Genomic DNA, 13,339 nt, shown 5'->3' with positions numbered 1-13,339 from the left:
GCAAGACGGTACAGGGGAGAGACCCGCTGCATTCATGGTTCACTCTCCTCCCAGCCCCAGGTCATTGGGCCGGCGCTTTTCGATCGCGAACTTGAGCAGTGCCGCGCTGCGGAACAGGCCATGGGCGAACTTGCCGTAGGGCAGCGTGATGAACAGCGCCATGACCGTGCCCAAATGGATCGCCAGCAGGATCGCCATCGCAGCGGTGTCGCGCAGACCCAGCAGTGCAAGACCCGTGGCGCTGACCAGCAAGAGCAGCAGGATGAACGCCCGGTCCATGGGCCGCTGGGCAACATCGCCCTGCTCCGGCGCCCTGCGCAAATTCAGCGCCAGCAGCCCAGTTGGCCCGACGATCAAGCCAAGTCCACCCAAGGTACCCAGCAACACCGGTGCGCTCAGCAGTGGGTACGGCGCCGGATACCCCAGCAGGTAGTGGTAGCCGGTGGCGACCACCGTAGCGGCAAAGCACAACATGAAGCCGTAGAAGGTGAAGTGATGGAAGCGCCGGCGCCAGAGGGTGTAGCGATCGTCGGCGTTGTTGCAGCCCTGGCCATGCCCACCGTCCAGGTACTTCAGGGTCAGCGCCGCGCTCGATGCCTCGAGCACCGCCCCCTTGCCCGGTTGCGCCTGCGCTTCAGCAGGCGAGACCGAGCGCCAGAAACGACGTACCGCCACCGCCAGCGCCACACTGGCAGCGGCAAAGACACTGCCGAACATCAGCGCCAAGGTGTTGTGCGGGAAGACCGCATAGAAATTCCCCGCCAACCGGCCGGGCTGCAGCGTGCCGTTGACCCACAATGCCAGCAGCAAAAACAGCGACAAGGCCACAGCCAAGGCACTGGCGACATAGATGCCGTTGTGCCGATACAGCCGCCCGAAGGGGGCCGGCCAGGCGTATTCGGCGTAGGTCTGCCCGCGCACCTTGGCCATGGCCTGGGGCACGTTGACGGCGAATTCGTGGGGTTGGGCATACTGGCAGGCGTGCAGGCAAGCGCCGCAGTTGTGACACAGGTTGGCCAAGTAATGGATATCGGCCTTGCCGAACTCCAGCCTGCGGGTCATGGCCGGGAACACGGCGCAGAAGCCCTCGCAGTATCGACAGGCGTTGCAGATGCGCATCTGCCGGTCCACTTCCTGTTCCTCAAGGTTCAACACGGGGATCAGAGCGAGGGCCGGCTGGGCGGCATTAGGTTGGCGGGGTTCAGGCAGTTGCGCAGTCATGGCGATTCTCGTGTTCTGGATATACATGGCCGGTGGCCGCCGCGGCGCTGGTCCCGGCGATCCGGCCGAAGGCGGTGCCAATGGACATGCCAACACCTGCGGTGTAGCCCTTGCCCAGCACATTGCCCGCCATCATCTCGCCGGCGACGAACAGGTTCGGGCTGGGTCGTCCACCGAAATGGACCGCGGCGGTTTCGTCGGTGCGCAGCCCCAGGTAGGTGAAGGTCACGCCAGGGCGCAGCGGATAGCCGTAGTAAGGCGGTGTATCGATCGGGCGCGCCCAGTGACTTTTCACAGGTTCCAGGCCCAGGGTGTGGCAGTTGTCCAGCCGGGTGTGGTCGAAGGTGCCCGCCTGACAGGCTCGGTTGTAGGCCTGCACGGTGTCGACGAAGGGTTGCACGGGTAAGCCGAGAAGGCCGGCCAGGGCTTCCAGACTATCGGCGGTGGCACCCGGGAAGACCGGCGGCATGAAGCGGCCAAGGGCTTTCTGGTCGATGATCGAGAAGCCCACCTGCCCGGGCTGTTGGGCCACCAGCCGTCCCCAAATGGCATAACGCTTGGGCCAGAAATCCTCGCCTTCATCGTAGAAGCGCTTAGCGTCGCGGTTGACCACTACGCCCAGCGACACACAATCGATGCGCGTACAGATGCCGCCGTCGTACAGCGGTGCACGGGCATCGATCGCCACCATATGCGCCTGTGTCGGGTCGCCGATCGTGTCGGCGCCCTGTTCGATCATGCGACGCAACAAAACCCCATCATTGAAACGCGTACCGCGAATCAGGAAGTTGTCCGAAGGCCACTCCCCTCGCTCGTTCTGCCCCCAAGCCTCGCGCAACCACTGACGGTTGGACTCGAATCCACCAGCGGCGAGCACACAACTGCGCGCCTCGATGCGCTCGGCGGGCAAGTGCCGCCCTTGCACCTCACGCGCCGGCACGTGCGCGGCAACGAAGCGTCCGTTCTGCAGCTCGATGTCGGCGACGGGGGTGTCGTAGCGTATTTTTATGCCCAGGTTCTCGGCGCTGCGAAAGTAGGCATTGACCAGCGCCTTGCCGCCACCCATGAAGAACGCGTTGGTTCGGGCGGTATGCAGCGCACCGGATAACGATGGCTGGAAGTGAACGCCATGGCGACGCATCCACCCGCGACAGTTGGAGGACGCGCGAATTACCAGCCGCGCGAGCTTTTCGTCGGTCTGGCCACCGGTGACCTTCAGCAGGTCCTGCCAGAACTCCTCTTCTGGGTACGCCTCGACCAGCACGTCTTGCGGGGCATCATGCATGCACCGCAGGTTACGGGTGTGTTGAGAGTTGCCACCCCGCCAGGCGCGGGGTGCAGCCTCGAGCAGCATCACGCTGGCTCCGGCCTCACGCGCCATCAGCGCGGCACAGAGGGCGGCATTGCCCCCTCCGATGACTAGCACATCGATCATTTCGCCTCCAGGTCACGAGGAGTCGAATGTTCGGGTGCTCCTCGTGACCACGGACTCTAATGAGTGGCTGGAGGGTGCGAAACGCGATCGCCGGGGGGAGGCATTCAGTTTTTCTAAAGGGGCTTGAGGCGAAGGCCCGCTCCCTGGCTCACAGCAACCGGGCGCCAGGCCATTGGCCTTGCTCCACCAATTCCCGGGCGACCTCCTGCAGAACGATGCGCGTTGCCAATGCGGCCGGCGAGAGTTCGTCATCGGCGAGGCTGACGATCACATTGCGACGCTGCGCCTGTGCTTGATCGATGGCAAACACGCGCAAGCCCGCCTGATGCGCTCGGGCCACCGTCGCGCCAGGCTGAATGGTGGCGGCATGACCTGCACAGACACAATCCATCAACAGCGACAGACCATCGACTTCCATGACGATGTTGGCCTCCAACCCGGCACGTTCGAAAATCGAGCGCAATGTGGTACGCAACCCGTGCTGTGTGCTGGGCATCACCAACGCAAGCGTTGCGATCTGTTGCAGCGTGAGGGAGTCCCCCCAATCGGCTTTGACCAGCGGGGCGGGAACCAGGACGAACAGCCGCTCCTTCAAAAGCGGCCGGACATCGAGCCTGGGCCCAGCCTCTGCCTGGAACAGCACCGCCAGGTCAAGGTGCCTGGCATTGAGTTGATTCATCAGATACCCCGACAGCATTTCCACCAGATGCAGACGGATATCGGGATAGCGTTCGCGCATCCTGTCGATCAAGGCCAGGCCAAGAATCGATGCAGTAGTCGGCGCCAATCCCACGCTGGCATAACCACTCATACGACCACTTTGCGCCGCAAGGACCGCATGCTCCGCCTGACGAAGCGCCAGGCGTGCGTGGTATTCGAAGGCCAGGCCCGCCGCGGTCGGCGATACGCCGGTACTCGACCGCGTCAGCAACCGCGTACTCACTTCGCTCTCCAGCTTCGACAGTTGCTGGCTCAATGCAGAAGCGCCGACCCCGAGTTCGAGCGCCGCTCTGCCAAGGCTGCCGTACTCCAATACACTCAGGAAATAGCGAAGCTGACGTAACTCCATACAAGTCTCTTTCAACGATGGGGGACCGGTCCTGCGCCATGTTAAAGGTATTTGCACGACGGGGTCGGTTGCGCTTTATCCGTCAGCGCACCTGACGCTGGCCAAGGCACGATGAGATGGAACAACGCTGCGCTCAACGGTTTTCGGCGCAGATCTCTCGCAACACGTTGCGCAACCACTGGTGGGCAGGGTCCGCTGCGAAGCGCGGATGCCAGAGCAGTGACACGGTAAACGTTGGTGTGGGTACTGGTAGGGTGAAGGTGTGCATGCCCTGACGTAGGTTGGCAGTATGGCGTTCGGGCACGCAGGCGATAAGGTCGGACACCCTGGCTAGCCCCACTGCGGTTGAAAAGCCTCCGACGATTGTCATCACCTTGCGTTCAAGCCCAAGCGCACAGCGGGGGCTTGCTCGCCAATTCGGGCAATGAGCGCCGGTCCGAAACACTCCACGAAGCCCTCGCTGGTCCGCAGGGTGAAGGTTCTAACCAGTCGCTTAAGATCAAGCGTCTGAGACGGGCGCAAGACCGCCTGGGCCTCGTTCACCAGTTGGCTGACCCGAGCCACCTGGATACTGACCGCCTACCAGGCAGCGCTGCTGATGGCGCTGCTGCCCTGTGCTGCACTCGGGGAGCGTCTTGGTTACCGTCGGGTATTCGGTTGGGGCGTGTGGTTGTTCACCGGCGCCAGCGTGCTTTGTGCGCTCTCCCCTTCCCTACCATGCCTCATCGCTGGCCGTTTTTTGCAGGGTCTGGGCGGGGCTGCGGTGATGGCCTTGGGAATGGCGCTAATACGCCGAGTGGTCACGCATCGGCGACTCGGTGTCGCCATCGGCTGGAATGCCTTGGCCGTTGCCTTGTCATCGGCCGCCGGCCCAGTGATCGGAGCGGGACGTCTGACGATTGCGCAGTGGCCCTGGCTTTTTGCGGCGCCCCTTCCACTGGCGGCGGCCGTGTTGTTCGCCTCAAGGGCATTGCCAGACTCGTCCTGCACATCGCACGCTCTGGACTTCATCAGCATGCTGTTGAACGCAGGGGCTTTCGCGGCACTGATCGCTGCCGCCGGGGTCGCCACCAGCAGCCCGGCGGCTGCGGGTGCATTGCTGGCCGGCGCCTTCATTCAACTGTGGCTGTTGGTGCGAAGAGAAAAGACCAAGGCAGCACCACTGCTCCCGTTAGATCTACTGGCCTGCCGATCCTTGCGCCTGTCCGTGATCAGTTCGATCTTGTGCTTCGCGGGCCAAACGGCAGGCATGGTGGCCCTGTCGTTCTTCCTGCAGCATACGCTTGGCCTGGGAGCCTGGATGGCGGGGCTACTCTTGGCGCCCTGGCCCTTGATGGTTGCCTTGACGGCGCCGTTCGCGGGTCGCCTTGCGGACCGAGCGCCCACCACAGGGCAGTGTTTGTTGGGCGGCCTATGCCTTGCTATCGGGCTCGGCGCCGCTTCACAGGTTCAGACAACAGGCTCAGCCCTGATGCTGGTCCCACTGAGTCTGCTGTGTGGCTTTGGGTTTAGCCTCTTCAATGTGGCCAACAATCGCAACCTGCCTCGGAATGCTCATTTGCAACCCATAAAGCCGAGCGCGGCGCCAACCGTTCCTCGGCTGTTTTCGCCTTGCCTGACCTTGGTCTCAAGGTTTTTTATACTGCCGGCTAAGCGCTCTTTGCCAAGGATGGCTGAAATTCAGAAAAAGCTTCGCTGCGCCTTGAACATCACCATGCTTTCACAGTAACTATTAATTCCGGCATACGCATCGCAGCCGGAGCGCTGCAAGTCGGAACTGCTGTAGATGAGGTTAAGATCGACCCCCAGCCATGGGCGAGATAGCGCCAATGACCAGTCATTGAAATGATCCACCTGGCTACCATCGCCGATGGTAAAAGGGGTACCTAGGCGATGGTGCGCAACTTTCAGCGCGAGGTCGACTTGAAAGAAAGGTAAACGGCCTAAATCGATAAATAACGTGCCTGTGCGGTTATTGGGGTTGTTTCTCCAAGCCCCTCCGAAGCGGCTGTCGAAAGTCGAAAAACCGCCATACAGGGCATAGCTGTCGCTGTTGGCAAGGTTCGGCTGGCTGTAATGGATAAGCCCGGCTTCGAAGCCCAGGCTGTCATCGAATTGGCGTTTATAGCCGAAGTAACTGTCCAGTTTGAGGGTCGAGTTGGGTGACAGGCCCAAACTCGGTGCGTATTGCCCCAGGTACAAACCACTGGAATGACTGACATCCACACCGCCATGGAAGGCGCCGACCGCACTGGGAGAAATCAGCCCCTGCGCCATCGAACGGGAGCCGTTGGTACTGAGCTTGAAATCAAAATCACCCAATTGACGCTGGATCTGCTGGGCGCATAGCGGTGTACAGAACAGCAAGGCCGCCGTCAGCGTTAGCAGGTGTCTAGCCATGTTCACAATCCTGGTAAACCTGCTCTTGAATAGGGAGCATAACGGCATCGATTGCCGCGGAAAACCCTGTGTGATAGGCGGCACGCATCAGATAGACAATTCCCTCCCACGACTTTACGCCATTTTTACTCGACATTGCCGTACAGCAGGCAATACTGCCGGCAATGTCCAAACGAGCTCACTCAATGCCGCTTCCCGCATTGCGTTTCATCGCCTTCATTATTGGTGTATTCCTGATTACCCTGGCCGTCAGCATGGTGATCCCGATGCTGACGCTGCTGCTGCATGACCGCAGCGACGACCTCGGCGCATTCGTCTGGTCGAGCCTCATCGTCCTGTGCGCCGGCCTGGTCATGGTGGCCCGAGGAGTACCCGACACACCGCAACTGCGGGCCAGGGACATGTATTTCCTCACGACGGCGAGCTGGGTCATCGTGTGCGCATTTGCGGCCCTGCCGATGGTGTTCATTCGACACATCAGTTACACAGACGCGTTCTTCGAAACCATGTCGGGAATCACCACCACCGGCTCGACGGTGCTGACTGGCCTGGACAGTGCATCGCCGGGGCTACTGATCTGGCGCTCCCTGCTGCACTGGCTGGGAGGCATCGGCTTTATCGGCATGGCCGTAGCGATCCTCCCACTGCTGCGCGTGGGCGGCATGCGCCTGTTCCAGACCGAGTCTTCGGATTGGTCCGACAAAGTGACACCACGCTCGCATGTGGCGGCCAAGCTGATCCTGCTGGTTTATCTGGGCCTTACAGCGCTGGGAGCATGGGCGTTGTGGGCTGCCGGCATGACACCGTTCGAAGCTATCAATCATTCAATGTCACTGATTTCGACCGGAGGATTCTCCACTTCGGATGCCTCGCTGGGTCATTGGGTGCAACCGGCAGTGCATTGGGTGGCCGTGGTCATCATGATCCTCGGCAGCCTGCCCTTCACCCTATACGTGGCCACCTTACGTGGCCATCGGCGCGCCCTGCTCAAAGACCATCAGGTCCGCGGCTTCCTGGGTTTCCTCGTCTTCGTGTGGGTCGCGGTCGGGACCTGGCTGAGCGGGCATAGCGACCTCTCCTGGTGGGATGCGTTTCGTATCGTTGCGGTCAACGTGACCTCGGTGGTGACCACCACGGGCATTGCCGTAGGTGATTACACGCTCTGGGGTAGTTTCGCCATCATGCTGTTCTTTTACCTGACGTTTGTCGGCGGCTGCTCAGGGTCTACCGCTGGCGGTCTGAAGATATTTCGCTTCCAGGTAGCTGCGGCCTTGCTAGTCAGCAGTCTGAAACAATTGATCCACCCAAGAGCAACGATCTCGAAAAAATACAATGGGCACCCCATCGATGAAGAGATCGTGCGCTCACTGCTGACGTTTTCCTTCTTTTTCTCGGTCACCATTGCAGTCATCGCCCTTGGCCTCTCTCTGCTGGGTCTCGACTGGACGACGGCGTTGAGCGGGGCCGCCACCGCCGTGTGCAACGTTGGTCCGGGCCTGGGTGGAATTATTGGTCCTGCAGGTAATTTCGCCTCGTTGTCGGACGCTGCGAAATGGCTGCTGACGGTAGGCATGCTGCTTGGACGGCTCGAAATCCTCACCGTGCTGGTACTCGTCTCTCCAGCTTTCTGGCGATTCTAGGCCAGACGTCACACAACAGATCAGCCACAAAGTTGGGCGGTCCTATTGGTTAGGACCGCCGAGCGAACGTATTGCTGCAGTAGACTTCTGGTCCTGTGAAAACCCGCCCCTGGACAGCAGGCCAACCGCCCTGCCCTAACTGTGCAAGGGCTGGACAGAATCTCTTTCAGCTCACCACATGCAAGTAATGCAGGTGGCGCTCGTACTGATCCAGGATGTCGCCAATCACATCATCACGACTCCACCCCATGATGTCATAGTCCTGGCCACCTTCTCGCAGATGCACTTGCGCACGGAAATATTTACGGGCATCAGCACCGTCTTCGGTGTCACGCATAATGAAGCTTGGCGTATTGAAGGCCCGTGGCCGCACCTCGTAGAGGAAACGTCCCTCGCCGGCATGGGAAAGCTCCAGCGATACCCGCCCATCATCGCGCTCGTTCACCATCACGTCGTAGCCTTGCTTACGCAGTTCCAGGGCAACCTCTTCACAGGCTGGCTTCACCACCTCGGCGATAAAGCGGGTCACATGGGCTCGACGCGGCATCATTGCGATATTGCGCAATCTCCGCTGCCAACCGCCATGAGGGTGGCGGGTATGCCGCAGGCCTGGCAATGCTTGATGACGTAACCCGCGGCGAGTCGCATCAAGACCAAGCGCCTTGAACAAACCCCAAATCGCGATCAGCAGGATGGCGGCGAACGGCAAAGCGCTCGCAATGGTCGCGGTCTGCAACGCCTTGAGACCGTTGGCCAGCAACAACGCGATCGCGACCGCGCCAATGCAGACTGACCAGAAGATGCGTTGCCACAGCGGTGAATGCCCTTGCCCGGAGGAGGCCAGCATGTCCACCACCAGCGCACCAGAGTCCGCCGAGGTCACGAAGAACACCACCACCATGAGCACCGCGACCAACGAAATGACGCTGGAGAAGGGAAAATGCTCCAGGAAGGCAAACAAGGCGAGAGAACTGTCTTCATTGACCACCGCGGCCAGATCCTTTACGCCATCGTTGAGGATCATATGGATCGCCGAGTCGCCGAATACCGTCATCCACAGCAAAGTGAAACCCGCGGGAACGAACAGTACGCCGCAGACGAACTCACGGATGGTCCGCCCTCGTGAAATACGTGCAATGAACAGGCCCACGAAGGGCGACCAAGACAACCACCAGCCCCAATACAGCAAGGTCCAGCCACCGATCCAATCAGTGGGCTCGTATGCATAGAGATTGAAGGTTTTATTGACGATCTCCGAAAGGTAGGCGCCAGTATTCTGTATGTAAGTCTGCAGCAGAAATACCGTAGGCCCAAGTAACAGCACGAACAGCATCAAGATCACTGCCAGGCTCAGATTAAGCTCGGACAGGATGCGAATACCTTTATCCAGGCCGCTAGCCACCGAAAGCGTCGCCAACGCACAGGTGGCGGCGATGAGGATGACTTGCACGGTGGTATTTACCGGCAAACCAAACACGTGGTGAAAACCACTGTTGATTTGCAGCACCCCATACCCCAACGAGGTCGCCACACCGAACACCGTGCCGAGAATGGCGAACACATCCACGGCATGCCCTATTGGGCCATAGATCCGTTCACCGATCAGCGGATAGAGCGCTGAACGCAAAGTTAACGGTAGGCCGTGGCGAAAGCTGAAATAGGCCAGGATCAGCGCGACGATGGCGTAGATTGCCCAGGCATGTAGGCCCCAATGAAAAAAAGTGATTTTCATGGCTTCGCGGGCTGCGACAACCGTGCCGGGATCGCCTACGGGCGGGGTGGTGAAATGCATGACCGGTTCGGCCACGCCGAAGAACATGAGGCCGATCCCCATGCCAGCCGAAAAAAGCATGGCGAACCAGCTGCTCTTTCGATAATCCGGCTCGCTGTGGTCAGGGCCTAACTTGATGTCGCCGTAACGACTGACGGCCAGGAAAACCACACTGATCAAGACCAGCGCTACAGCAAGAATATAAAACCAGCTGGCATTGGTGATGATCCATTGCTGGACTTGCTCGAACAGCGCCTGGGCATGCTCCTGGAATGCGGTGGCGTACAAGACCAGCAAAAAGATAAGTATTGCGCTGCTGAAGAAAACGGGTGGATTGAGGGTGCTCCTGGGTTTGGGGGCTGCAGTCATTGCGGCAGATCTCCTTGTAAGGCGATGAGCACAGCGCGCCGGAGCACGCCGATATTTCCAAAGGCTAGCAGGCAGACAAATGCCCGTTCGCCAAGCTTTCTATGCTCGAAAGAACCACTAACCGTAACGTTCACAGAAAAAAATCTCAAACCAACTGCTTGAGGCGTGAAGTTCCAGGCTCGATGGTTTTCGTTCATCTGAGGGTGGTTGTTCGGTAGACTAACGGACGGGTGCCAGCTGCACGGCGCAGTGAGGCAGGTTAAATAACAGCGCAGGTCGGGCCGCCATGCGGGAGTACTTGCGCCTATGCATACAAAGGAATTGCCTCGCGCCCACAAACTGGCCGAGCGCGCCTTCGCCAACCTTGAACGCTTTGTGCACATCGAAGCGGTCAGCGGCATTGTTCTACTGGTTGCCGCTGTCGCTGCACTGATCTGGGCGAACTCCCCGGCTGCCGACAGTTATGAAGCCCTTTGGCATACGCCGTTGACGCTCGGCGTGGGCTCGCTGATCTATTCGCAATCCCTGCATTTCTGGATCAATGATGGCTTGATGACCATCTTCTTTCTGGTTGTAGGCATGGAGATCCGTCGCGAGATCCACGAGGGCGCACTGTCCAGTCTGCGCCAAGCCACGCTACCCATGGCAGCCGCCATTGGCGGCGTAGCGGTACCCGCGCTCCTCTACCTGAGTTTTGGTCACGCGTCGGCAGAACAACGAGGCTGGGCAGTACCGACGGCTACAGATATCGCCTTCGCGGTAGGGGTACTGGCGCTGCTCGGCAAGTCGATCCCGTCGAACGTCCGTGTGTTTCTGCTGGCCCTGGCGATCATTGATGACATCATCGCAGTGCTGATCATCGCGTTTTTCTATTCCGGCGGCCTTGATTACACCGGTTTCGTTGTTGCGGTGATCGGCCTGCTAATGGTGATCGGGCTTCAGAAGATCGGTGTGGGTGCTGCCTACGCCTATGTCATTCCTGGCGCGATCACTTGGCTGGGGATCCTGTTGACCGGAGCCCACCCGACCCTCGCAGGCGTTGTGCTGGGCCTGATGACACCTGTGACCGCGATGCCAATGCGTGAGCGCCCATTGGATGCAATCACCCGTTTTACCGGAGAATTGCTAGGGCGTGCCAAGGCGCCTGAGCAGGATGCCAGCGACCTCATGGACCCTCTGAAACGACTGCGCTTGGCGCAGCGCGAACTGGTACCACCGGTGGTACGTATGCAAGGTGCCCTGCACCCCTGGGTAGCCTTCGGCATCATGCCGGTGTTCGCCTTGGCCAATGCTGGGGTAAGTCTTTCGGGGGTCGATCTGTCCGCTGAGACACCCCAGTGGGTAATGCTTGCCGTCGCTGTCGCCCTGGTAGCAGGCAAGCCCCTGGGGATCGTCAGCGTCAGTTGGCTGATGGTGCGCTTGGGCTGGTGCGCGCTTCCCGCCGAGGTCACCTGGCGCGGCATTATCTTGATTGGGCTGCTGGCCGGTATCGGATTCACCATGTCAATCTTCATCGCCAACCTCGCTTTCGTCGACCCAGGCTCGCTAGGGGCAGCCAAACTAGGCGTGTTATCCGCTTCGCTGATCGCGGCCGCGCTTGGCTTGGTCTGGGGGGTGTGGAGCATACGAAAAGCCCCCTCTGTTACCAAGGCACGTTCGACCACCTAGCACCAACCTCGCACGGGCGGTCCATTGCAAGCGGGCACGTGGATCGCCCCACCTGGCACCACTACACCCCGTGTCGGGTAGGCCTGCCCGGTAAAACACGCCATACTCACGGCTTTCCAAGTCAGCCATGTGTGGGCAATGTCCGAACCTACCCGTCCTGTACCTTCCCTCCTTCGCCGTTCACGCTGGCGAGAATGGCGTCAGCGACTGGCATTCTGGGTCGGGGCGCTGCTGGTGGGGCTCGTTGCCCTGGCGTTCGCTTGGCTGGCCGACGCGGCGTTCGCTTCGTTCAAGCGCTTGCTGGAATGGGCGCCTTGGTCACCTCTGCTCATCACTCCGCTTGGTTTCGCGCTCCTGGCTTATCTGACGCAGCGATGGTTTGAGAATGCCAAGGGCAGCGGCATTCCCCAAGTCATAGCCGCCTTGGAAATGCCCTCTCGACGGCTGCGCGCCCGATTACTCTCGCTCCCCGTGGCTGCGGCACGCATGAGCCTGACGTTGGGCGCACTGTTGGTCGGCGGCTCGGTTGGCCGCGAAGGCCCCACCGTCCACATCGGCGCGGCCGTGCTCTATACCTTTGGCCGGCGTTTAGGCCTGCATGGCAGGCGAACCATTGCGGGCCTGGTGCTCGCGGGAGGCGCAGCGGGTATCGCGGCGGCCTTCAACACACCTTTGGCGGGGGTGGTGTTTGCCATTGAGGAATTGAGCCGCACGTTCGAGCAACGCTTCAGCGGCTTGGTGCTCACTGCGGTACTGATTGGTGGAGTCGTCACCTTGGGGCTGATGGGGCATTACGCTTATTTTGGAGAAATCAGCGGTCGGATGCCGATGGGCTGGGGCTGGAGCATCGTACCTGCCTGCGCAGTTCTGGGAGGGCTGCTGGGTGGCTTTTACGCCAAGCTGGTACTGCCCACTAACAAGGGCGTGCTTGGGCGGCTATGCGCGGTACGCGGGCGCTATCCGGTGCGTTTTGCTGCGATCTGCGGATTGCTGCTGGCCTCGTTGGGTCTGGTTTCTGGCAATCATGTTTTCGGCACCGGGTACGATGAAACCCGTGCCTTGCTGGAAGGCCAACCGATCACGGATTCAAGCTTTCTCCTGTGGAAGTTTCTGGCCAATGTCGTCTCGTACCTCTCGGGGATTCCTGGCGGGCTCTTTTCGCCTTCGCTGAGCATCGGCGCGGCATTCGAGCCTCTCTTAAGCATGCTACCTGACGTTGACCCGCAAGCCTGCTCACTGCTCGGAATGGGCGCATACTTGGCCGGGGTAACCCGCTCCCCACTGACCGCCTCGGTCATCGTGCTTGAGCTGACACACAGTCCGGATCTAGCCATTCCCATGCTGGCAGCGACACTGATGGCGGCGGCCATTTCTGGATGGATATCTCCGACTTCTCTGTACCATGCCCTTGCGAAGCAGATTACCGATAAGCTTCATGCTGCTGGCCTTCCCCCTACAGAGCCCGCCATTATCCAGCCGGTCGCTGCTGAAAAACCTTGAGCAGCATCCAGCGCCCCATACCAAACATGACTAGATGTTCAGTCAGCGAGACTGCCCCCTGGGGAGCATTGCTATTTCTCCCACGCAGGCTCAGGGGCGGATGCTCTGCGCTGGCTCGCCCCGTTTCGCCCTGTCTGGCCTGCGCGCGAACACATTTCATACAGGCAGCGGGTTGCTTCGAAAGCAGCGCATGCTCCTGATGACTGGCAAGGTCGGAATGGACAAAACCCAGGTGGGAGATTTTGCAAACGATTTGCAAAAACAAA

General features: G+C 60.2%; 10 protein-coding genes and 1 pseudogene. 4 read left to right on the top strand and 7 right to left on the bottom strand.

What is annotated here, in order from left to right; all coding sequences use genetic code 11:
• Window positions 1-39 precede the first annotated feature (39 nt).
• The 4 genes and pseudogenes from tcuB to IEC33019_RS05245 form a co-directional block, all read right to left on the bottom strand.
• On the bottom strand, window positions 40-1,221 hold the full coding sequence (gene tcuB / locus IEC33019_RS05260) for a tricarballylate utilization 4Fe-4S protein TcuB (RefSeq protein ID WP_070091577.1): 1,182 nt from the start codon (window positions 1,219-1,221) through the stop codon (window positions 40-42).
• A complete protein-coding gene (gene tcuA / locus IEC33019_RS05255) occupies window positions 1,202-2,656 on the bottom strand; it encodes an FAD-dependent tricarballylate dehydrogenase TcuA (protein ID WP_070091578.1) in 1,455 nt (484 codons plus the stop codon). The genes tcuB and tcuA overlap by 20 nt, the downstream gene beginning before the upstream one ends.
• A gap of 148 nt (window positions 2,657-2,804) precedes the next feature.
• On the bottom strand, window positions 2,805-3,725 hold the full coding sequence (locus tag IEC33019_RS05250) for a LysR family transcriptional regulator (RefSeq protein WP_070091579.1): 921 nt from the start codon (window positions 3,723-3,725) through the stop codon (window positions 2,805-2,807).
• Between the two features lie 133 nt (window positions 3,726-3,858).
• A pseudogene (locus tag IEC33019_RS05245) lies at window positions 3,859-4,283 on the bottom strand (LysR substrate-binding domain-containing protein); the annotation flags it as partial.
• Between the two features lie 40 nt (window positions 4,284-4,323).
• Here IEC33019_RS05245 and IEC33019_RS05240 point away from each other — a divergent pair.
• Window positions 4,324-5,454, top strand: a complete 1,131-nt coding sequence (locus tag IEC33019_RS05240; RefSeq protein ID WP_070091580.1) for an MFS transporter — start codon at window positions 4,324-4,326, stop codon at window positions 5,452-5,454.
• Here IEC33019_RS05240 and IEC33019_RS05235 read toward each other — a convergent pair.
• Window positions 5,406-6,125: a TorF family putative porin gene (locus IEC33019_RS05235; protein ID WP_070091581.1), complete on the bottom strand. Its 720-nt coding sequence runs from the start codon at window positions 6,123-6,125 to the stop codon at window positions 5,406-5,408. The genes IEC33019_RS05240 and IEC33019_RS05235 overlap by 49 nt on opposite strands.
• Before the next feature lie 185 nt (window positions 6,126-6,310).
• On the opposite strand from IEC33019_RS05235, the gene IEC33019_RS05230 reads away from it, so the two are divergent.
• The gene (locus IEC33019_RS05230; protein WP_070091582.1) at window positions 6,311-7,765 is read left to right on the top strand and encodes a TrkH family potassium uptake protein; all 1,455 of its coding nucleotides are present in this window, start codon (window positions 6,311-6,313) and stop codon (window positions 7,763-7,765) included.
• A 166-nt stretch (window positions 7,766-7,931) separates the two neighbouring features.
• Here the strand turns inward: IEC33019_RS05230 and IEC33019_RS05220 are convergent, their stop codons facing one another.
• Window positions 7,932-9,905, bottom strand: a complete 1,974-nt coding sequence (locus IEC33019_RS05220) for a BCCT family transporter (RefSeq protein WP_099593147.1) — start codon at window positions 9,903-9,905, stop codon at window positions 7,932-7,934.
• Window positions 9,902-10,102, bottom strand: a complete 201-nt coding sequence (locus tag IEC33019_RS27265; RefSeq protein ID WP_139139865.1) for a hypothetical protein — start codon at window positions 10,100-10,102, stop codon at window positions 9,902-9,904. The genes IEC33019_RS05220 and IEC33019_RS27265 overlap by 4 nt, the downstream gene beginning before the upstream one ends.
• Window positions 10,103-10,211: 109 nt before the next feature.
• Between IEC33019_RS27265 and nhaA the strand changes: the two genes are divergently transcribed.
• Together nhaA and IEC33019_RS05210 are read left to right on the top strand one after the other, a co-directional pair.
• Window positions 10,212-11,573: a Na+/H+ antiporter NhaA gene (gene nhaA / locus IEC33019_RS05215; protein ID WP_070091584.1), complete on the top strand. Its 1,362-nt coding sequence runs from the start codon at window positions 10,212-10,214 to the stop codon at window positions 11,571-11,573.
• 138 nt (window positions 11,574-11,711) lie between these two features.
• Window positions 11,712-13,073: a chloride channel protein gene (locus IEC33019_RS05210; RefSeq protein WP_070091585.1), complete on the top strand. Its 1,362-nt coding sequence runs from the start codon at window positions 11,712-11,714 to the stop codon at window positions 13,071-13,073.
• Window positions 13,074-13,339: the final 266 nt, after the last annotated feature.

The sequence above is a fragment of the Pseudomonas putida genome (assembly GCF_002741075.1).
Taxonomy (GTDB): Bacteria; Pseudomonadota; Gammaproteobacteria; order Pseudomonadales; family Pseudomonadaceae; genus Aquipseudomonas; species Aquipseudomonas putida_T.
The sequence above is the reverse complement of the archived record's forward strand: the minus strand, read 5'-3'. Positions and strand labels throughout refer to the sequence as shown.

Excerpts from the sequence above, each read along its gene's own strand:
- IEC33019_RS05210 (WP_070091585.1), top strand. The coding sequence starts at position 11,712 with ATGTCCGAACCTACCCGTCCTGTACCTTCCCTCCTTCGCCGTTCACGC.
- tcuA (WP_070091578.1), bottom strand. The coding sequence starts at position 2,656 with ATGATCGATGTGCTAGTCATCGGAGGGGGCAATGCCGCCCTCTGTGCC.
- IEC33019_RS05250 (WP_070091579.1), bottom strand. The coding sequence starts at position 3,725 with ATGGAGTTACGTCAGCTTCGCTATTTCCTGAGTGTATTGGAGTACGGC.
- IEC33019_RS05230 (WP_070091582.1), top strand. The coding sequence starts at position 6,311 with ATGCCGCTTCCCGCATTGCGTTTCATCGCCTTCATTATTGGTGTATTC.
- nhaA (WP_070091584.1), top strand. The coding sequence starts at position 10,212 with ATGCATACAAAGGAATTGCCTCGCGCCCACAAACTGGCCGAGCGCGCC.
- IEC33019_RS05240 (WP_070091580.1), top strand. The coding sequence starts at position 4,324 with ATGGCGCTGCTGCCCTGTGCTGCACTCGGGGAGCGTCTTGGTTACCGT.
- tcuB (WP_070091577.1), bottom strand. The coding sequence starts at position 1,221 with ATGACTGCGCAACTGCCTGAACCCCGCCAACCTAATGCCGCCCAGCCG.
- IEC33019_RS05235 (WP_070091581.1), bottom strand. The coding sequence starts at position 6,125 with ATGGCTAGACACCTGCTAACGCTGACGGCGGCCTTGCTGTTCTGTACA.
- IEC33019_RS05220 (WP_099593147.1), bottom strand. The coding sequence starts at position 9,905 with ATGACTGCAGCCCCCAAACCCAGGAGCACCCTCAATCCACCCGTTTTC.
- IEC33019_RS27265 (WP_139139865.1), bottom strand. The coding sequence starts at position 10,102 with ATGAACGAAAACCATCGAGCCTGGAACTTCACGCCTCAAGCAGTTGGT.